This is a genomic window from Arenibacter amylolyticus (assembly GCF_002150785.1).
Lineage (GTDB): Bacteria > Bacteroidota > Bacteroidia > Flavobacteriales > Flavobacteriaceae > Arenibacter > Arenibacter amylolyticus.
Window position 1 is genome coordinate 56,132 of record NZ_MTAZ01000008.1, and the last position, 21,035, is coordinate 77,166.

The following is a 21,035-nucleotide window of genomic DNA, read 5'->3' on the forward strand; positions in this document are numbered from 1 at the left end:
AGATGCAACGAAGAAAGTTTATGAAAAACGTAGCGGCCACCTCAGCCGCATTTACCATTGTCCCCAGTTTTGTTTTGGGGAAACAACACATTCCCCCTAGCGATACCCTTTACATGGCCGCTTTTGGGGTAGGCGGTAGGGGAGTAGAAGTACTAAAGGGACTCCATAACACCAATAAAGTAAAGTTTGTTGCCCTCTGTGATGTAGATGATAGATTGGCTGCTGATTCCTATAAAAAATACCCCAAGGCGAAACGATTTAAGGATTTTAGAAAGGTTTACGACACGCAGCTCAGTCAAGTAGATGCCATTATGGTGGCTACGCCAGACCATATGCACGCCCGCATTGCCTTGCCTTTTATGAAGGCTAAAAAGCATGCCTATATAGAAAAGCCACTTACCCATAATATAAAGGAAGCACGACTCTTAACACGGGTGGCTAAAGAGAATTCCCTGGTGACCCAAATGGGAAATCAAGGTGCCTCCAGCGATGGAAGCAGGGAAGCCAGGGAATGGGTAGATGCCGGGGTTATAGGGAAGGTAACCCAGGTAGACTGTTGGACCAACCGCCCTGTATGGCCCCAGGGAATCCCCGCACCCACGGAAAAGCATAAAATTCCAAAAGGAGTGGATTGGGATCTTTGGCTAGGGGTGGCCGCCATGCGTCCCTATAATCATGCCTATTTACCTTTTAAATGGCGCGGTTGGTGGGATTTTGGTACAGGAGCCCTAGGGGATATGGGATGCCACATTATGGAAACTCCCTTTAGTGTGTTGGAGCTGGGCTACCCTACAGAGGCCGAAGCCAGTTGTACCACCAATTGGGTGGACGATTTTGTGGAGGCCGATTATAGCGCTTCCTGCCCCTCATCTTCCATAGTGCGACTCAAATTTAACACCCAAAAGCATGGGGAGCTTAGGTTAAACTGGTATGATGGCGGACTCTTGCCCGACCTGCCCGACAGCTTAAAAGACGGGGAACCCATTGGCGATGCCGGAGGTGGCTCCATTTTTTATGGAACCCGTGGCATTTTAATATGCGACACCTATTCTAGAAATGCCCGAATACTCCCCTCTAGCACAATGAAGATATTTCAACCGCCAAAACCCTATTTAAACAGAATAACGAACGGTATAAACGGACACCAGCGCAATTTTGTGGAGGCCTGTCTGAACGGCACCCCAACCTCTTCCGATTTTAATCGTGCCGGCCCACTTACCGAGGCTGTCCTTATGGGCAACCTGGCCATTAGGGCCTTTCAATACAAAAACTATAAACCTGGTAAAAAAGCGGGCGATTGGGATCCGTTTGACTATCCCGGCCGAAGAAAAATACATTGGGACGGAGAAAATATGCGGGTAACCAACTTCGAAAAAGCCAATGATTGGGTACAGGGCAGTTACCGGGAGGGTTGGGAGCTGACATAAAATAGCCTATTTTCGTACTCCTAATTAAGCATCCACAACAATATGCAGCCAGAAGCGTATTTAAGCAATCTGATAGGGCCCTATATGCTTGGAGTCCTTGTGAGTTTGGCGATTGGACTAATCCTAGGGTTAGAGAGGGAGTACGACAAACTGAAGGGCGTTACAGGCTTTGCCGGTATTAGGACCTTTCCCCTTGTTACCATTCTGGGATTTACCTTGGGAAATTTAACGGATTCCTTTTCCCATTGGCTGCCCATTGTAGGATTTGGCACATTGATTCTATTTCTAGGTATTGGCCAAATCATAAAATCTAGGATGGAAATTAGCTTGGGGGTCACTACCAACCTTGCTTTGATCGCTGCCTTTGTATTGGGCTTAATGGTTTCTGAGGAATGGTATAGAGACTCCGTGGCTACAGCTGTTATTTTGGTAACCCTGCTCTCCCTAAAGACCACTTTTAGATCCATTATTAAAAACATTACGCATCAGGAGCTTTTTGCTTTTATAAAGTTTGTTATTCTGGCTCTTTTGATATTGCCCTTCTTACCCAACAGGGATTATGGAGCCAATAATTTGTTGAATCCGTTCGAAATCGGGTCCATTGTAGTAATTGTATCCTTCCTAAATTTTATAGGCTACTTTCTGGTAAAATTTGTGGGATCTAGGAAAGGGATTTTATTGACCGCTATTTTAGGCGGACTCATTTCCAGTACGGCAGTGACATGGAATTATGCTGCCAAGAGTAAGTCTAACCCAGAATTATCCAGGGAATACAGTGCGGGCATCATCATTGCATCGGCTATTATGTTTCCACGTTTGGCCCTGCTAGCAACCATCTTTAATTCGGATATGTTACACTATTTGGCAATCCCCCTTACCCTATTAACCTTAATCTGTCTTATTCCCAGCGTACTGTTGATAAAAAAAGGTTCGGGCAAGGCCGCTACCGAAATAGATTTGGGCAACCCCCTCAATATTGTGAATGCACTTGGATTTGCGGTGATGTATGTGATAATCCTTTATGCCGTACACTTTGGGAATGCTTACTTTGGTGAAAGCGGATTGTATTATTCTGCCCTTATCGCAGGTTTGGCAGATACCACCGCCATCACTATTAGCATGGCCAACTTTGGCTTGGAGGCTGCTTACCTTAAACTATCCTCCCTCGTTATTATTGCCGCTACCCTTAGTAACACCTTGGTAAAACTAGGGATTGCCTATTCTAGGGGATCTAGGGCCACAGGAAAGTGGGTGGGGTATATTTTTGGTGCCGTTATCTTGGTGGGTACCCTTTATATAGCACTTCTAGGGTAATAGATTGCCATCTACACCCCTAATTACAACGGGCCATGGAATTAAAATTTTCCATAAAAAAATCTCCTTCCCATGATCATGGAAAGGAGATGGATATGTTACGTACCGCAGGGCAAGTTCATGACCCAGCAGATGTGGAAACTGCCCGTTTGCATTTCTACACCCACCTCAACGGGCAGGTAAGCGTGCAAGCCTTAATTCCCACTTATTTGAAGAGTAACAGGAATTATAATTAATTACACTCTCCGTCTACACTACAGCTACCATCGGATTTTACCTCCAAGGCCTCCTCTTGCTGATTTTCATATGACTTCTCCAAGGCTTCCAAAAATACTTCGGAAGGTTGTGCTCCAGAAATACCAAACTTATTGTTTACCACAAAATAAGGGACGCCGCCAATTCCCAAGTTGCGGGCCTCCATTTGGTCTTGCCTTACCTCATAAGTAAAATCATCCGATTCTAACATGGCACGTACTTCCGCTCCATCCAATCCCTTGGATTCGGCAAGGTTTACCAAAAAACCTATATCGTCTATGTTTTCACCTTTTACCAAATGTGCCTCCAAAAGGGCCTCCTTTAAATTATCTACCTCAATTTTTCCCTTGGCAAAATGCAAGAGTCGGTGCGCTTTTAAGGAATTTGCAGGTACGGATTGGGCAAGATCAAAGTTAATACCTACCGCTTTAGCCATTTGTACTGCCCCGTTAAACATTTGCATTGCCTGCTCTCGCTCTACACCCTTGGATTCACAGAAATGATCAATGGCACTAATATCTGTACGGGTCTGCATAGTGGGATCCAATTCAAAACTCTTCCACTCTAGCTTCACTTTATCCTTATACTTAAATTTATCCAGCGCCGATTCAAAATTCCTTTTTCCAATATAACAAAAGGGACACCGTATGTCCGACCAAATACTTATTTCCATATGCTTACTTTATTAAATTTATAAACCAATTGGTATTTTTGGCACTAACACCTATGTACCAAACAATAGGTTCGTTTAAACGGTAAAACCTTACAAAGATTCCCTCGAAAAGGTGGTACATCGCTTGGACCAAGCAAAGGGCAATCCCAATGAATCCCAACCCAGCCCCTACTCCGTTTGGGAAACCAGGAGTTTTGCCGCAACAGCCTGACTGAGTACTACGTTCTTGTGCTTGCCATAAGATACGGTGACACTTCGATCGAATGCCTCAATTTGATTTATGGTAATTTCCAGGCCCAAACTTATTTCCTTCTTGTTTAAAAACATTAAAAATTCCTTACCGCTGCTTCGCAAGGCATTCAAGACCACCGTTTGGCCTTCTTCCATTTGGGAAAGCATTTGATAATTATTATCTAAAAAATTTCCTTCCCTATCCGGAATAGGAGAGCCATGGGGATCCTTGGTGGGAAAATCCAACAACTCATCCATCCTATCAAAGAAGGCGTCCGACTTTAAATGCTCTATCTGTTCGGCTATCTGATGTACTTCTTCCCAACCAAACCCCATAATTTCGGTAAGGAACATCTCGGACAAACGGTGCTTTCTAATAACCTTGGCAGCCTCCCTCTCCCCATCTTCGGTAAGGGTTATGGGCTTGTACCTTACATAGGTTACCCAGCCCTGCTTCTCCATTTTCTTGATCATTTCGTTTACCGTAGGCTTACTAACCTCCAAGCGCTGCCCCAATTCCGTTAAGGAAATCTCAGGATTTTTTAAGTGTAGGTGGTACAGGGCCTTTAAATAATTCTCCGTTGTTTGTGAAGGCATTTCAATAGTTTACCGTAAAGATAGAAATATTTAAAATTAATTCTTGTTAGGTGCTCCTAACTTTATATATTTGCATGTCTAACTAAATTATAGGTCAATGCTAAAATCCAGTTTTAAAGTCTTAATCCTGATCCTAATAGGATTGATCGTGCTTTCATGTGAAGACATTCTTCCCTCAGCACCCATGGAATCCGAGTTGTTGGATGGCCCCATGGAAGGATTAACCCATGCGCAAAGCGCACAATTTATTCGCGGCGATGTTGCTTTTAACGACGAGCTTTTCCATTCCGGAAATGGACTTGGCCCCCTATTCGTAGCCACTAGCTGTGTTAGTTGCCATGCGGGGGATGGGAAGGGCTTACCTTCTACCTCCCTAACTCGTTTTGGACAAATAGACGCTACCGGCAATAAGTTCTTGCATTTGGGCGGACCCCAATTACAAAACCGTGCCCTCCCAGGATACACTCCAGAAACTATTCCGGAGGGAGCTACCTATTCGGTTTTTACCCCGCCAGCGGTTACCGGACTTGGATTTCTTCAATATGTAACGGACGAAGACATCCTTGCGCTAGCCGACCCCGATGATCTGGACGACGATGGTATTTCCGGGGTGCCCAATTGGGATTACATCAGGGATTTTACCATCCCCCGTCCCGATGCCATCACCAGGGACGGAAAGTATATTCACCGTTTTGGAAAAAAAGCTTCGGTATACGATCTCTTAGAGCAAACCGTTGACGCCTACAACCAAGACATGGGAATCAACTCGATCTTTGACCCCATTGACACTTTTTCTGGTTTATCCATAGATCCAGAAATTTCCCAACAAACCATTAGAGACGTCGTTTTTTACCTAGAGACCTTAAAAGCACCCATTCCCAGAGATCAGGATGATCCACAGGTGCAGCAGGGGAAAGCAATTTTCTCACAAATACAGTGTGCCTCTTGCCATTTACCGGAAATGAAAACAGGATACTCCCCCATAGAGGCATTATCCTATAAAACCTTCCACCCCTATACCGATTTATTACTACACGATATGGGACCAGAACTGGACGATGGTTACACCGAAGGAAGTGCACTTACCTCAGAATGGCGTACTGCCCCTTTATGGGGGTTGGGACTATCCAAGAATTCTCAAGGGGGACATTACTTTTTAATGCACGACGGCAGGGCCAGAAGTATAGAAGAGGCCATTCTACTCCATGGGGGAGAGGCTGAGAACAGTAAAAATCTTTACGTTGGCCTGGACCAATCTGAAAAAGAAGACCTAATTAAATTTTTGGAAAGCTTATGACAATGCATAGAAAGGATTTTATAAAAACCTGCGGACTAGCTTGCTTAGGGGCTACTTCTGTAGGTATGTTATTGCAAAGCTGCGTGGCTACCAAAAACATTACAGCTCCCATAGATGGAGATCAATTAGTGATTTCTAAGGCCGACTTTGCAAAAAATAAGGGCCATTACAATTATATAGTGGTTAGCAATACCAGACTACAATACCCTATTGCTCTATTTCGCTTCTCAGAGGAGAATTATACCGCCCTGTACCTCCAATGTACCCACCAAGGGAATGAGTTAAATGCCTATGGAGACAAACTGGTTTGTTCTGCCCACGGGAGTGAATTTGACAATAAGGGCAAGGTGACCAATGGTCCTGCCACGGAAGCACTGAGATCCTTTCCTGTAAAGGTTTTACAGGAAAATATCCATGTATCCTTAAGCGCGGCATAAACAAGATCGAGATAAAACATACCATAAAATTGACCGGTCCCACGAATTCTTCAAAGGATTTCGTTAAAGTAGGAACCACCATAAATCGCAACAGATGAAACAATTAATTACCCTATTACTTTTATTAATAGCAGGGATGGCCCAGGCCCAAATAGATACCACTCTTTTACAAATCAATAAAACGGACAGCACCCAACAGGGATTGAATATGGATGCCGTTTACGATAGGCCTTTTCTAAACTTAGGTAAATTGCCCGTCTCCGTGGGCGGGTATATGGAAGCCAACTGGCAATATATGGGTACCGAAGGCATTACGGAAGGACACGAATTTCAAATGAGGAGAATGACCCTCTTTGTGTCGTCTACCATCGGGAAAAAATTAAAATTTATGAGTGAGATCGAATTTGAGGAAGGCGGAAACCATATTGCGATTGAATTCGCTTCCTTGGATGTAGAATTCCACCCCTTGTTCAATCTCCGCGGAGGAATCATTATGAATCCGATTGGGGCTTTTAACCAAAATCACGACGGCCCCAAATGGGAGTTTACCGATAGGCCCATTTCCGCTACCCAAATGCTTCCTTCTACCTGGAGCAATGCTGGTTTTGGACTCTTTGGTAAAACCTATAAAGGGGATTGGATGTTAGGCTATGAAGCCTACCTAAGCGGAGGGTTTGACCATACTATTATAGACAACGACCAAAACAGGACCTATTTGCCCGCCTCCAAAGCCAATTTTGCTAGATTTGAAGAAAGTGCTAGCGGTACCCCCTTAACCACAGGGAAAGTGGCAGTACGTCACAATAATTTTGGAGAGCTAGGTTTGTCCTATATGGGCGGTATTTACAACACCTTTGAAGACGATGGAGCAGCAGTAGACGAAAAGAGAAGACTTCAGGTGTTCGCCATAGATTATAACCACACCCTTCCCAAATGGAACACTTTTATCACCGGCGAATGGGCATGGATAAACGTAGATATTCCTAACAACTATACCCAGTTCTACGGGAACAAACAGCAGGGAGGGTTTGTAGACGTAGTACAACCATTGATCAGTAAAAAAATGTTGGGGTGGGAAAAGGCATCCCTCAACTTGGCCTGTAGATTGGAATATGTGGATTGGAATGTAGGCACCTTCCAAGAAACCGGCTATACTATTGGGGACCACTTGTGGAGCGTAATGCCCGCCATTAGCTTTAGGCCCTCGCAACAGACCGTATTCCGCCTTAATTATCGCATACAGCAGCAAGTTGATGTACATAATAATCCTGCAGAAAAAACAGCAGGAATTAGTTTGGGACTTTCCACTTATTTCTAGGTAGACCTTAGAAAGAAAGTCCTTAAAACCTGGACATGGGATCCTAATTTCCATGATTTTAATGAATCGGTATTAGCTGCTACAAATTAAGAGGTTAGACATCCTTCCTTTTTAAGGCTATCTTTGGGCAGAGGGAAGAATAGCTACCCGTAACTGAGAAATATTCCCTACGGTATAAAAAACCAATTAGGAGCCCATGAAAATTTTAATTATAGAGGACGACCATACCCTTAGCCAGAATATAGGCGAGGCCCTGAAAGCAGAGTCCATGGTGGTCCAAGTGGTCTATGACGGACTCTTGGCAGAACGCATGCTTAAGAAGGAATCCTTTGATTGCGTGGTGATGGATATAAACCTCCCTGGACGCAACGGCTTTGACCTATGCAGTAGGTTTCGGAAGTACAATACCCAAACCCCGGTTCTAATGCTCACCGCCTTTAGCGAACTGGAAGATAAGGTACAAGGTTTTGATTGTGGTGCCGATGATTACCTCACCAAACCCTTTTTTATGCGGGAATTAGTCCTAAGAATTCAGTCCCTAGTAAAACGCAGTGGAAATAATGACGCCCAACAACACAGTACCGTCTTAACTGCAGGCGATATTACCTTGAACACTGCACAGAAAAAGGTCTTTAGGCTAGGGACGGAAATTTCCCTGACTCCCAGGGAATACCAAATTCTCTATCGCTTAATGGAAAATGCAGGGGAGGTTGTTTCCAAATCGGACCTCATTGAAAGAATATGGGGAAGCTCCTTTCAGGCTAACACCAATACCATAGAGGTATATATGAATTTTTTAAGAAACAAGCTAGATAAGCCATTTGGGAAAAACACTATAAAAACCAGAATTGGCTATGGCTATTATGTGGATGTAAATGAAAATTAAGAATCAGATACACATCTATATTTCCGCCACTGTAATAACACTTACAGTCCTTTTCTCTGTTATAATATATGTGCTCTTTGCAGAGCATAGAGAAGAGGAATTTCAACAGCGACAAAACGAAAAAATCCACTATACCCTAGGGCTCATTGCCGAATACAAAGAGCTCAGTGAAAGTTTGGCAACCATCATGGACCGGCATAGCATACACGATTTCTTTGATGAGAAAATGCTTATCTATGATCGCAACAAACAACTGATTTTTAGAAGTATCGATGATCTCCCCATCCACAATGCCCAAAATATCCTAAACTCCCTTTCCCCCGCCAACCAATGGATAGAGACCAAAGAGGACGATTATGACCTGATTGGGATATATGTAGAAAGGGAAGACGCCACCTTTTACGCCATCAGCAAGGCCTATGACGCCTTTGGCTATACCAAGCTAAATTTCCTGCAAAATATACTGATCATTATTTCCTTGGCCATTACCGTTATTGTACTACTCATTAGTCATTACTTATCGGCCAAAATCTCTAAACCCATTACCAGTTTGGCCGAAAAACTGAGCGACATCGACTTTAACGAGCAAAAATTTAAGGGGATCTCAGTGGCCACCAATTCCTATGAAATAAACTACCTCACCGGAAAATTTAATGCACTGGTCAATAGAACCAAGGATGTTTTTTCATTTCAAAAACACGCTGTACAGCATATTTCCCACGAGCTTAAAACCCCCATTGCCATTTTGGTATCGGAATTGGAAAGAGCCAAGGCACAGGACAATCTTTCCCAAAAAAACAAGATTATTGAAAGTCAGATCTTAAATGCCAACTCCTTGGCCGATATCATTACGGTATTGTTGGAGGTTTCCAAAATTGAATCGGGGCGGGCCTTGGCCGTTACGCCCTTGCGCGTAGATGAGATAATATTTACCGCCATTGAGGAATTGGGCATTCTCTACCCCAAGTTTCGCTTCGAAATTGAGTTTCAACCAGAAGTATTTAAGGAATCGCAGTTAGAGCTTAAGGCCAACGAATTATTGCTAAAGCAGGCTTTTCTTAATGTGATGAATAATTGCATTGCCTATAGTTCGGAGCCCCTTGCCAAAATCCGTTTTATTTTTAGCGATCCCCTCTACCTCAAAATAGCCTTTATCAATAGTGGCAATCCCATTAAAAAGGAGGAGGAGAAATACCTCTTCTATCATTTCTTCAAGGGGACCAATAGTCAAGACCCCACAGGATTTGGTCTTGGCTTGGTATTAACCCATAAAATTGTGCAATTACACCATGGGGATATCACCTATTCTAACCCCTCCCCTAACAAAAACATTTTTGAATTAAGCTTCCCCTTAAGCTAAAATTTATCCATTTTAAGGTCTTTTTAAGGTAGTCCTGGCCAGCTTTGTTGCTCATTTAAGATGCAGCCCCTATGACTATTGGTACCCGTATATTTTATTGTATACTTCTTTTCCTTTTTTATAATGCAAGTGAGGCCCAGGAACTCCTATCCCTAAACAGGGAAGAGGCTGAGGCCATTTTTTTGGAACAAAACCTGTCCCTGATGGCAGAAAAACTGGAAATTCCCAAAGCGGAAGCCTTGGTGCTCCAGGCCAAGGTTTGGCCCAACCCCTCCCTATCCATAGAGGAGGTAAACCTCTGGGCCACCCAGAGCCAGAGGGAACCGCACGGCGAAGAGCTGCCTCCATTGTTTGGGAATAAGGGTCGCTATCAACAGTTTAGCGTGGGATTGGAACAACTTATTTTAACTGCCGGGAAACGAAAAAAGCTACTGGCTTTAGAACAGGTAGGAGCAGATAAGGCCCAGCAGTACTTTGAAGATCTATTGCGAAGTCTAAAAATTGAATTCCGCCATCAGCTTACCCAAATGCAATATCTGCAACTAAATCTGCAGGTGTACCAGCAGCAACTCCAAGCCCTTAAATATTTGGTTGAATCGTATAAAAATCAAGTGAAACAGGGACATATTGCAAAAGGGGAATACATCCGCTTAAAGGCCTTGGAGATGGAGTTTAACAAGGAAAGTAATGATCTTAAACGCGAACTGCACGGGGTAGAAAAAGAATTAAAGCTACTTATGAGACTCCCTGCCACTACTCAATTGACCATAACCGAGGCAGGATTTAAACCCCCTTTGCACCAGAACGGCCTTAGTCCCCTCTCCCAGCTGCTAAAACTGGCCGCGAGCTCCCGTCCAGATCTAAAACTGGCCCAGCTTAACCAAGAGGAATACCACCGCCTTTATACTTATGAACGGGCAAAGCGCGTACCCGATGTTACTTTAAAAGCGGGTTATGACCGTGGCGGTAGCATCCTTTACAATTTTATAGGCTTTGGTCTAGAAATAGACTTACCCATTTTTGATAGGAATAAGGGAAATATACAAGCCGCCGCTTTGGGAAGGGAGCAATCCCAAATAATGTTGGACCAGAAATCCCTTGCCGTGGAAAATGAGATTGCCCTTGCTTATCAAAATCTTGAAGACGCCCTAAGCTTTCTACAGGGCATTGATCCGGAGTACGAAACCACCTTGGAACAGTTACTGGAGAACTACAACAAGAACTTCGCCGCGAAGCATATTGGCCTCTTGGAGTATATAGATTTTTTGGATGCCTATCTTGAAAATAAAAAGATCATTCTTGAAGCCGGCAAGGAATTACTCCTAAGAAAAGAGGAATTGAATTATGCCGTTGGACAAGACATTATTAAATAACCTGAAACAATACACATGAACAATAACACATTATTCCCATCCATCTTCATCTGTTTAATTGCTGGGCTACTACTCGGTAGCTGTGCAGAAACGGTGCCACCTCCAAAACCAAGTAAGGATGCTTCCTACTGCATGGATGATAATTTTAAGAACAAAATTGCTATTACGAGCCCTATTAGAAAAATGGTTACGGAAGACATACACCTTACGGGGGCCGTAGAATCCAATCCCGATAAGGTGGTTCATTTTATGAGCTTGGTAGATGGTATTATCTCCAAAACCTATTTTTCTTTGGGTGATGAGGTGAAGAAAGGCCAGATATTGGCCGAAATGCAAAGTGTAGATCTTTCCAAACTCTATGCCCAGTCACAGACCATTGACTCACAGATACAGGTGGCCGAAGAAGCTTTAAAGGCCACCCAATCCATGTATGACGACGGAATTTCTTCCCAAAAGAATTTATTACGGGTACAGAGCGATCTCGCTATTTTAAAAGCCGAGAAAGAAAAAATAAATGCCAATCTACGATTGTACAGTGCCAGTCCAGAAAAAGGGGTCTTCAAAATAAAAGCACCGCATTCTGGCATCATCACGGCCAAGGCAATTGCCACTGGCACCCCTATTACGGCCGGAGGGGGAACCCTTTTCACTATCTCCGATCTAAATGAAGTATGGGTCACCATTAACGTGTACGCCACTAATGTGCAGGACATTACCCCTGGGATGCCGGTAAGTATTCAATCGCTTTCCTATCCGGACGAAACCTTTGAAGGAAGCATTGCTGCCATCTCCCAAGTATTGGATGCGGAGGCCAAAGTCTTAAAAGCGCGGGTGGTACTGCCTAATTCGGATTTAAAGTTAAAACCTGGCATGTTGGTAGATGTTTTCGCCCTTAAAGAAAGTAACAAGGAAGCCCTGAGTATCCCTACCGATACTATGGTCTTTGACAACAATCAGAACTACGTGGTTGTCTATAAGGACGATTGCAATCTAGAAATTAGAAAAATATCCATCCTCACCAGGAGCAATGGAAACACCTTTATTGCTAAGGGCCTGGAAGAAGGGGAAAACATTATAACCCGGAATCAGCTTCTAATCCACGAACAAATCAAAAATTTCCAGAACTAATTCACCTTGAAAGGAGCATAACCGAAAATTGGTCGCCAGCCCGAAAGATTCATTCTGGCGGGCAAATACCGAATCAAGATTTGCAAATCGCACCCACCAGAACGACCTAGTCGGGCTGGTATGACCGTTAAAAAACAATAGATATCTACATATGAAAAAATTTATCCAAGGAATAGTAGGCTTTTCCTTAAGGAATTCTATTATCGTATTCTTCCTTACCGCCTTGCTGTTCATTGCAGGCATAGTTAGTTATTTAAACACCCCTATTGAAGCCTTCCCGGATGTGACCAACACCAGGGCCAGAATTATTACCCAATGGCCTGGTAGAAGTGCGGAGGAAGTAGAAAAATTTGTTACCCTACCTATAAGCACTGCGGTAAATACCATTCCCAAAAAATCGCAGGTGAGGTCCATCTCCCTATTTGGGCTTTCCGTGGTAACCGTCATCTTTGACGATGAGGTAGACGATTTCTTTGCCCAACAATACACGGCCAATCGTTTGCAGGGGGCCGACCTCCCAGAGGGTGCAGATGCTAGGATAGAACCACCCTATGGGGCCACCGGGGAAATTTTTAGGTATGTTCTAAAAAGCGACCTTCCCATAAAGGAACTTACCGCCATCCACGATTGGGTAATAGAACGGGAACTGGTATCGGTACCTGGGGTAGCCGATGTAGTGAGTTTTGGAGGCGAGGAAAAAATCTATGAGATAAAAATTAACCCTACGGAACTGGCCAATTACGACCTATCGCCCCTGGAGGTGTTCGAGGCGGTGAGGAAAACCAACATCAATGTAGGGGGAGATATTATTGAAAGAGGGAGTCAGGCCTATGTAGTACGTGGTATAGGTCTGTTGGAAGGAGTAGCAGATATAGAGAATATTCTGATAGAGGTGAAAGGTACCACCCCTATCCTTGTGAAGCATGTGGCCGAGGTAAAGGTTACGGCCAAGCCAAGACTGGGATCGGTTGGACTCCAGGATGAGGAAGACCTGGTACAGGGGATTGTAGTGATGCTAAGAGGGCAAAATCCGGATGAAGTAATTGCCAATGTAAAGGAAAAAATTGCTGAACTCAATGACCGTATCCTCCCTAGTGATGTTTTAATAGAACCTATTATAGATAGGACTACCTTGGTAGATGCTACGGTGAGTACGGTTAGTAAAAACCTAGTGGAAGGCATTCTCCTGGTTTCTATAATTGTGTTTGTATTCCTATTTAACTGGCGAACAACCGTAATAGTTGCCTCCGTTATTCCCTTATCCTTCCTATTTGCACTCATTATGCTGAGGATCCAGGGATTACCTGCCAACTTAATTTCTATGGGAGCCATAGATTTTGGCTTGTTGCTAAAAGGGACCCTAGTAATTGTGGAAACCGTCTTTGTTGCAATGAACAAGAGAGCGAGCCAAATGGGAATGGAGAAATTCAATAAAATGAGTAAGCTGGGCCTGATCAAAAAAAGTGCGGGCAGCGTAGCTACCTACATTGTTTTTGCGCAGATTATCCTTATAGTGGCCTTATTACCCATTTTTTCCTTCCAAAAGGTGGAAGGAAAAATGTTTAAACCCCTGGCTTTTACTTTAGGATACGCACTAACCGGATCCTTGATACTGAGTATCACCTACGTTCCGGCAATGATTAAGCTACTCTTAAAAAAGAATATAGTGGAAAAGGAGAATATGGTTTCCAGATTTTTCCAACAAAACCTCTTCAAGCTATTCCTATGGACCAACAAGAGAAGAAAAGCTACTTTGTACGGATTTGGCGCGCTTTTAATGACATGTGGGGTAAGCTTCCTGTTCTACGGGTCCGAGTTTATTCCCAGCCTAAACGAAGGAGCACTTTACGTGCGTGCCACCTTGCCCAATAGCGTAAATATTGGGGAGGCCAACAGACTTGCCAAAGAGTTAAAAGGAGAACTTAGACAGTTTGAGGAAGTGAAGTTTGTACTTAACCAGGTAGGCCGACCCAATGACGGAACGGATCCCACCGGTTTCTTTAATATTGAGTTTCACATAGAATTGCATCCCGAAAAAGAATGGCAACGAAAGATAGGAAAGCCAGCGCTTGTTGAGGAAATGCGAGAGGTATTACAAAATTACCCCGGCATTGTATTCGGATTTAGTCAGCCTATCCAAGACAATGTGGAGGAATATGTGGCCGGGGTAAAAAGTTCCTTGGTTGTAAAAATTTTTGGGGACGACCTCTTTGAATTGGAAAAATATGCAGACCAAGTAGCCAATAGTATTAGAGATGTGGAGGGAATCGAAGATTTAAATGTATACCGCAATATTGGCCTACCAGAACTGCGTATTCAGATCCACGATAGCAAGCTGGCCCGTTACGCGGTTGATATGGCCGATGCGCAAGCCGTGGTAGAGATGGCCATCGGGGGCCGGGCGGCCACCACCTTTTATGAGAACGAACGGATGTTTGACGTGCGGGTGCGCTTTGCCGAGGAATATAGGGACACCGATGAAAAGATTGGGGAAATACTAATCCCCGCCATGGATGGAAAGAAGATCCCCCTACGAGAAATAGCCACCATTAGTTATATAACAGGCCCCTCCTTTATCTACCGCGAAGGCAGTAGTAGGTATATTGCGGTTGGATTTAGTGTAGAAGGCAGGGATTTGGGGAGTACCATAGCTGAAGCAAAACAAAAAGTAGCAGAGAACGTACACTTACCCAAGGCCAATAAAATGGAATGGGCAGGGGAATTTGAGAGCAAGGAGCGCGCAAGTAAGCAATTGGCACGCATTGTTCCTGCTGTTTTGTTGCTGATTCTCTTTCTTTTATACTTTAACTTTGGCACCATAAAAGATACTTTGATTGCGGCAGCTACCATTCCCTTTGCCTTTATAGGCGGATTTATATCGCTGTGGGTCACAGACACTATTTTTGGAATATCGGCCGGAATCGGATTTATAATTCTCTTTGGTGTAAATACTATTAATGCCATTATTTTGATTGCGGTGATGAAAGAAAACATGCGCAAAAAAGGGCTCAATGAAGCTATTTCCAATGGGGTTCACAGTAGAATAAGACCTATTGTAATGATCGCCCTAATGGGCTCCATGGGATTGCTTCCTGCTGCCATGTCTACAGGAATGGGTTCCGAAATTCAAAAACCCTTGGCCATTATGATTGTAGGGGGACTCTTAATCTGTATGATATTGTCTTTAACCGTACTGCCACAACTGTTTTACTGGGCGTATAGGAAGTCGCACCGAAAATAAACCCACTATTATTTTCCTGAATGTAGGATGATTATAAATTCCCCGCGAGTATTCACGGGGAATTTTTTTTTGCATTAGGTTCATTGATAAACCGTAGCTAGATTATGATTATCGGTAGTCTACCCTATTTTTCTACGGCCTAAAGCGCCGTGGCTATTGAAAAATAAAGGTCCAGACTGTCCGCCAGAACGCTTCTTTCGGCCTGGCGCTCTACCGGACAAACATGGACTACGTTTATCCAAACATATACGCGTCTTCCTAGAAAAGTCGCAACTGCCCGTCCTTATATTGCTCGTGAAGGGTAGTATTCAGCGGGGGAACAGGAGCATCCTTAAAATACTTCCTTCTGGCCAAATGGATCATTTCATGGATCTGTTGGGCTATTTTACCTTCTCCGCGACTTCGGACACCGAACCTACTGTCGTTTAGTGTGCCCCCATGGCAATCCTTAATCTGGTTTAGCACCTTATCTGCCTTGTTGGGCAGGGTCTTTCGTATCCAATCCTCAAACAGTACCCCAATGGCTCCGTTGAGCCTTACTACGGTATAGCCAAAGGATAAGGCACCATTATCTGCCACTGCTTTGGCCAGCCCAAGAATTTCATGACTGTTTATCCCTGGAATTATGGGTGCCAGCATGGCTTTCACGGGAATCTGATGCTCGGAAAGCTGCCTTATGGTCTCTAGCCGTTTTTTAATGGAGGCCGTTCTAGGCTCCAAGATTCTCCTAGTGGCTTCGGAAAGGGAAGTTACGGACACATTTACACCAATTAGATGGTCCTTTGCCAATTGGGTTAAGATGTCCAAATCCCGTAGCACTAGGCTATTTTTCGTAATAATCCCTACGGGATGCTTATATTTTAGGAATACTTCCAAGCAGGCCCTTGTAAGTTCAAATTCACGTTCTGCCGGTTGGTAACAGTCCGTATTGCCCGAAAGTACAATGGTGGCTGCCTTCCAACGCTTGCTTTTCAGCTTTTCTTCTAACAAGCTTGGGGCATCCTTTTTTATCAGAATTTTTCTTTCAAAATCCAACCCGGCACTATACCCCCAATACTCATGGGAGTTACGGGCGTAACAGTAAATGCACCCATGTTCACATCCTTGGTAGGGATTTAGGGAATAGGCCATCCCTACATCGGGACTATTCACTTTATTTACGATGGTTTTAGGATAAATAGGGAGGTACTGGGTTTTATTGGAAGCAACCTCCTCTCCCTCCAGTCGGCAAAACTCCAGAAAATCGTCTCGCATCTCATTGGAGAACTCGGAAAAACGATTATTTGAATTTTGTTGGGCTCCACGCCCTTTAATAACTGGATTCACTTTCATGCTGATGGATTTACTCCAAAATTATGGAATAAATCCAATTGCAAAAAAGTAAATATGTTAATTTATGTTTGATTAATTATTGAAAAACCAACTAATGCTCCAAGGGAAGCTAGCGAATGTTTCAGGGACGGCTCGTGGTAAGAGCGGAAAATACCCGACTTAGATGCTTGGGGCTACCATCGGAAAAAGGCAAAGATGCTTATTGTGCCACCACCCTAATCACACGCGATACATCTTTAGGAAAGAACTCTCACTTTTAAGGCAAGGCTTGGGGCCCCAACTTCACTTTTACCAATTGTTTTCTAGACCCCCTTTTGGCGTAATACAGCATACTTTTATCTACATCGTCTATCAAAGGTTTGGAAACCATTAGGGGGAGTCGGGCTTCATGATTATCAATCACCTTTTCATAGCTAATCTTCCCATCCTTGTCCAACATAATCATAAACACGTTCTTATTCCTACCCAATCCCTGCTTAAAAAAAAGTCGCTCCCCTGGTAGGAGTTGCGGATTTTCCGCTCCTGTACTAATCAGGTAATAGGTATTATCCCCTTTTGTGAGGGAACTATAAGACGTATAAGCTCCGTCCCCTTGGGTTACCTCGGCCTTATTTATGTTTCTTGCCCAAAGCATATCGCCATCAATACTCAGTTTGGCGCTTACGATATCGTTATAATGGTATCGGTTAATCTTTAGCCTAGATCCTGTAGGATCGGACTGAAGGCTGGAGGTCACAAAATACTCCTCGGCATTAAAAAGAATATTATTTTCCGGAGTGAGACAGAGGTTTTTAAAGACCAGATTTTTCACCACATTATCTTCCCCCCTCCCAAACTTATCGGCCATAAACTGCGGAGAGAAGGGATTGTATTTTTTTTCACGAATGGCTAGGGTCTTGGGATCTAGGTTAAAATAGGCCAGACCATTATATCTATTGTCTTTTCTATCAGCATAAAATCCCACACAAACCAACCTATCTTGGACTAGCATGGGCTTTAAAGACTCGGAATACCGACCGGTATCATCAAAGGTTTGGAGGGTGCCTCCGTCCGTACTGATCCTTAATAATTCGTACTGAAACTTTCGGTCTGTTGCTGCAAAGCGGCGTTTTTTAAAGTAGGCTTTCCCCACTAAATACACCGCATCCAAATTCTTGGATGTCACCATATTCTCGAACGCATAGTTTTTCTCTTCCAAGTCCCCGGAAAAATCGTATTCCAACAATTTATTCAGGGAGCTATTGAAGAGATACAACATATGAGTATTTACTTTCCCCCGTTTAAAATGCGTACTTATCACAAAAGCGGATTCGTCCGGATTAAAAAACGCGGTGGTAGTAAACCCTCTCGAAAAATTTCTATTGTAGTAATTGTGCGCTAGGGGATTGCTTACCTCCTGGGAGGGAACAGACAAAATGGGGTGTGCCGTAAAACCGTAGGTACTAATGGGACTCCTATGAACCACGTAATCATAAGTTCCTTTTAGCATATTGTATTCTAAAAGCAACATGTTTAACTGACCATTTTTTACAAAGGCGTTAATGAAATGTCGACCTTTTAAGCGGTAATTATATTCTGCGATCAGCTCTAGGTTCTTATTGTAGTGTTCAATATAATAACCCTTGGGTTTAAGGACAATCCCGGTATAATAGGAGCGCACCAGTATGGAGCCCCCCATGCCATCGTCGGAAATATCCAAGAGCTTTGAGTATTTATACCGATCGTGATAACGCTCTCCAAAATGGTACTCCACTGGTATTTCCTGTGCTTTGGAAAAAGCGAAAAGAACACAAAATAAAAGGGTGAGGCAATACTTTAGTGGAGCCATGCGGTGGTTTATTGGTTATTACATATCGGAGAAATCGGGTTTTCTCTTTTCCAAGAATGCGGTGGTTCCCTCTTTAAAATCGGAGGTACCGAAACATTTTCCAAAAGCCTCAATCTCAATTTCATACCCGTTTGCGTTATGATTAAAACCAGCATTTATGGCTTTTATTGCATTCTTAATGGCATTGGGCGAATTTCTACAAATTTTGGCGGCTATCTTTAGGGTAAGGTCCATTAGGTGTTCTTGTTCTACTACATGATTTACCAAACCAAATTCTAATGCCCTAGCCGCATCGATCATTTCGCCACCAAGGATCATTTCCATGGCGCGACCCTTCCCTATTAATTGTGGTAGGCGTTGTGTACCCCCATACCCAGGAATAACACCTAGAGAGACCTCTGGCAGCCCCATACGCGCATTATGGCTGGCAATCCTAAAGTGACATGCCATGGCTAGTTCTAGCCCACCTCCCAGAGCATATCCATTGACCGCTGCAATTACGGGCGTTCCCAAATTCTCTATAAAGGAAAATAACTGCTTATGTCCGGTAGCTGACAATTTCCCCCCTTCCTTGGTGGAGAAATCGGCAAATTCAGCAATATCGGCTCCTGCCACAAAGGATTTTTCCCCACTCCCAGTCAAAATAATAACTCTAATGGTTTTATCCTTGTCCAGCGCTTTAATGGCATGGTGAAGCTCCCCAATAGTAGCCTTGTTCAACGCATTCATTTTGGAAGGCCTATTTAGGGTTACCGTGGATATGGCACCCTTCTTACTTATCAAAATGTTCTCGTATTTCATTTCCTAACTTATTTTAAATAAAGTATTTCTAGCTAATTAAAATAGATTATATAAACCAATTGCCAAAATATAATGGCTCATCTACCACAAACCACTTCTATAAAAATAGTTTTAGTGGGGTTCTATTGGGAACTTTACCGTAAAAATGGTTCCTTTTTCTGGTTTAGACTCAAAGTCAATGGTTCCCTTAAAGGTCTCCACAATATTCTTTACCATGCCCAAGCCTAACCCCATGCCACTACTCTTGGTGGTAAATTTTGGTTCAAAGATGCGATCCTTTACTTCGGGTCGGATGCCGATGCCATTATCCGATATCTGGATACTTACCCAACCATTATCTCTAGCCACGGTGACCAGTACCCGTGGTTCCTCTTCCAAACTAACCGCCTGGATGGCATTTTTAACTAGATTGGTCACAACCCTAATTAGCTGGGTACGGTCTAGTACGCTAATAATCTCCTCTTCCTCCGAGGAAAATTCAATGTAGTTCTCGTTAAAAATATCTACCGCCAGCTTAACGATCTTAACCACATTTAGGGTTTCATTCTGTTGGGCCGGCATTTGGGCAAAGTTGGAGAAAGCCGATGCAATATTGCTCAAGGTATCTATTTGTTGAATAAGTGTCTTGGAATATTCGGCCACTTTCTCGGAGATATCCGGATCCTTAGGGTCAAATTTTCTTTCAAAGCTCTGCACCCCAAGCCGCATTGGGGTTAATGGATTTTTAATCTCATGGGCCACCTGTTTGGCCATTTCGCGCCAAGCCTGTTCTCTTTCCCCTTTGGCCAATTTGGCTGCACTTACTTCCAGCTCATCAATCATGGCATTATAAGAGGCAATCAATTTCCCAATTTCCTCACTAGGATTCTTTATGATGATCTTTTCGTTCCGCTTGGCAATATTGGTCTGGTTTAATCTATACGATATGGTCTGCAAGGGCCTAGTTATATAGAGGGAAATAAAATAGGCCATTACAATTGCCAGCAATAAAACAAGCATATAAGCCCAAGTAAGTCGCATTAAGATCTCCTTTAACTCCCTATCATTAAAAGAGCTGTCCTCAAAATAGGGCAGGTTTAATATACCGATAGGTTTAAACTTATTATCGGTTATAAAAGTATAAGAAGCTTGATATTTAAAACCTGCCGCTGTTTTTTGCTCCACAATTCGCTTGGACGGATTGGAGCCCAGCTCGTTTAAAATTTCTGCCTCTATACACCTAGAGATGGAGTCTACCTCAAACTTGGGTCGGGAGCTTTTTAACAACTGACCTTCCAGATCATAGATGTTAAAGTTGATGTTCTGCACCAGGGCAATTTCATAGATTTCGTCCTTAAATATATAGGGAAGATTTTCCGTGGTAACCGGGTAGGTTGTTTTTTGCAGGGTAAGGTCTATACTTTGTTTAATCTGTTCCTCCTTACGTTCCATACGTTCCGCATGGTATTCCCTGTTTTGCTCGCTATACTGATAAATGGTCACGACGGCAATCAGGATAAAGGCGATGACCACCAAAAATATCATGGCGATAATAATA

The 21,035-nt window shown here is 43.4% G+C and carries 17 protein-coding genes; 11 read left to right on the top strand and 6 right to left on the bottom strand.

Annotated features, from left to right (window positions below):
- Positions 1-2: 2 nt before the first annotated feature.
- From BV214_RS05100 to BV214_RS05110, 3 genes are read left to right on the top strand one after another with little or no spacing between them, the layout of a single operon-like run.
- On the top strand, positions 3-1,427 hold the full coding sequence (locus BV214_RS05100) for a Gfo/Idh/MocA family protein (RefSeq protein ID WP_086476418.1): 1,425 nt from the start codon (positions 3-5) through the stop codon (positions 1,425-1,427).
- A 42-nt stretch (positions 1,428-1,469) separates the two neighbouring features.
- Positions 1,470-2,741: an MgtC/SapB family protein gene (locus BV214_RS05105; protein WP_086476419.1), complete on the top strand. Its 1,272-nt coding sequence runs from the start codon at positions 1,470-1,472 to the stop codon at positions 2,739-2,741.
- Between the two features lie 35 nt (positions 2,742-2,776).
- Positions 2,777-2,977, top strand: a complete 201-nt coding sequence (locus tag BV214_RS05110) for a hypothetical protein (RefSeq protein WP_086476420.1) — start codon at positions 2,777-2,779, stop codon at positions 2,975-2,977.
- Here the strand turns inward: BV214_RS05110 and BV214_RS05115 are convergent.
- Together BV214_RS05115 and BV214_RS05120 are read right to left on the bottom strand one after the other, a co-directional pair.
- The gene (locus BV214_RS05115; RefSeq protein ID WP_086476421.1) at positions 2,974-3,669 is read right to left on the bottom strand and encodes a DsbA family oxidoreductase; all 696 of its coding nucleotides are present in this window, start codon (positions 3,667-3,669) and stop codon (positions 2,974-2,976) included. The two genes, BV214_RS05110 and BV214_RS05115, sit on opposite strands and share 4 nt — an antisense overlap.
- 168 nt (positions 3,670-3,837) lie before the next feature.
- A complete protein-coding gene (locus BV214_RS05120) occupies positions 3,838-4,497 on the bottom strand; it encodes a metal-dependent transcriptional regulator (protein WP_086476422.1) in 660 nt (219 codons plus the stop codon).
- Between the two features lie 97 nt (positions 4,498-4,594).
- Here BV214_RS05120 and BV214_RS05125 point away from each other — a divergent pair, with 97 nt between their 5' ends.
- The 8 genes from BV214_RS05125 (at position 4,595) to BV214_RS05160 (ending at position 15,537) form a co-directional block, all read left to right on the top strand.
- Positions 4,595-5,794 (top strand): di-heme oxidoredictase family protein, encoded by a 1,200-nt coding sequence (locus BV214_RS05125; protein WP_086476423.1) that lies wholly within the window; start codon positions 4,595-4,597, stop codon positions 5,792-5,794.
- Positions 5,791-6,231 (top strand): QcrA and Rieske domain-containing protein, encoded by a 441-nt coding sequence (locus BV214_RS05130; RefSeq protein ID WP_086476424.1) that lies wholly within the window; start codon positions 5,791-5,793, stop codon positions 6,229-6,231. Before BV214_RS05125 ends, BV214_RS05130 begins: the two co-directional genes overlap by 4 nt.
- A 94-nt stretch (positions 6,232-6,325) precedes the next feature.
- Positions 6,326-7,549, top strand: coding sequence for a hypothetical protein (locus BV214_RS05135; RefSeq protein WP_086476425.1), 1,224 nt, complete (start codon positions 6,326-6,328; stop codon positions 7,547-7,549).
- A gap of 196 nt (positions 7,550-7,745) precedes the next feature.
- Positions 7,746-8,435, top strand: a complete 690-nt coding sequence (locus BV214_RS05140) for a response regulator transcription factor (protein WP_086476426.1) — start codon at positions 7,746-7,748, stop codon at positions 8,433-8,435.
- Entirely contained in the window at positions 8,425-9,795 is a 1,371-nt protein-coding gene (locus BV214_RS05145) for a sensor histidine kinase (RefSeq protein ID WP_086476427.1), read from the top strand. Before BV214_RS05140 ends, BV214_RS05145 begins: the two co-directional genes overlap by 11 nt.
- A gap of 71 nt (positions 9,796-9,866) precedes the next feature.
- Positions 9,867-11,168 (top strand): TolC family protein, encoded by a 1,302-nt coding sequence (locus BV214_RS05150; RefSeq protein ID WP_086476428.1) that lies wholly within the window; start codon positions 9,867-9,869, stop codon positions 11,166-11,168.
- Between the two features lie 15 nt (positions 11,169-11,183).
- Positions 11,184-12,296, top strand: a complete 1,113-nt coding sequence (locus BV214_RS05155) for an efflux RND transporter periplasmic adaptor subunit (protein WP_086476429.1) — start codon at positions 11,184-11,186, stop codon at positions 12,294-12,296.
- Between the two features lie 151 nt (positions 12,297-12,447).
- Positions 12,448-15,537, top strand: a complete 3,090-nt coding sequence (locus BV214_RS05160; protein WP_086476430.1) for an efflux RND transporter permease subunit — start codon at positions 12,448-12,450, stop codon at positions 15,535-15,537.
- A 258-nt stretch (positions 15,538-15,795) separates the two neighbouring features.
- Here the strand turns inward: BV214_RS05160 and BV214_RS05165 are convergent, their stop codons facing one another.
- From BV214_RS05165 to BV214_RS05180, 4 genes are all read right to left on the bottom strand, one after another.
- Entirely contained in the window at positions 15,796-16,869 is a 1,074-nt protein-coding gene (locus tag BV214_RS05165) for a PA0069 family radical SAM protein (RefSeq protein WP_086476431.1), read from the bottom strand.
- Between the two features lie 256 nt (positions 16,870-17,125).
- Positions 17,126-18,697, bottom strand: coding sequence for a hypothetical protein (locus BV214_RS05170; protein ID WP_086476432.1), 1,572 nt, complete (start codon positions 18,695-18,697; stop codon positions 17,126-17,128).
- 18 nt (positions 18,698-18,715) lie between these two features.
- The gene (locus tag BV214_RS05175) at positions 18,716-19,498 is read right to left on the bottom strand and encodes an enoyl-CoA hydratase/isomerase family protein (RefSeq protein ID WP_086476433.1); all 783 of its coding nucleotides are present in this window, start codon (positions 19,496-19,498) and stop codon (positions 18,716-18,718) included.
- Between the two features lie 111 nt (positions 19,499-19,609).
- On the bottom strand, positions 19,610-21,022 hold the full coding sequence (locus BV214_RS05180) for a sensor histidine kinase (protein ID WP_086476434.1): 1,413 nt from the start codon (positions 21,020-21,022) through the stop codon (positions 19,610-19,612).
- Between the last annotated feature and the right edge of the window lie 13 nt (positions 21,023-21,035).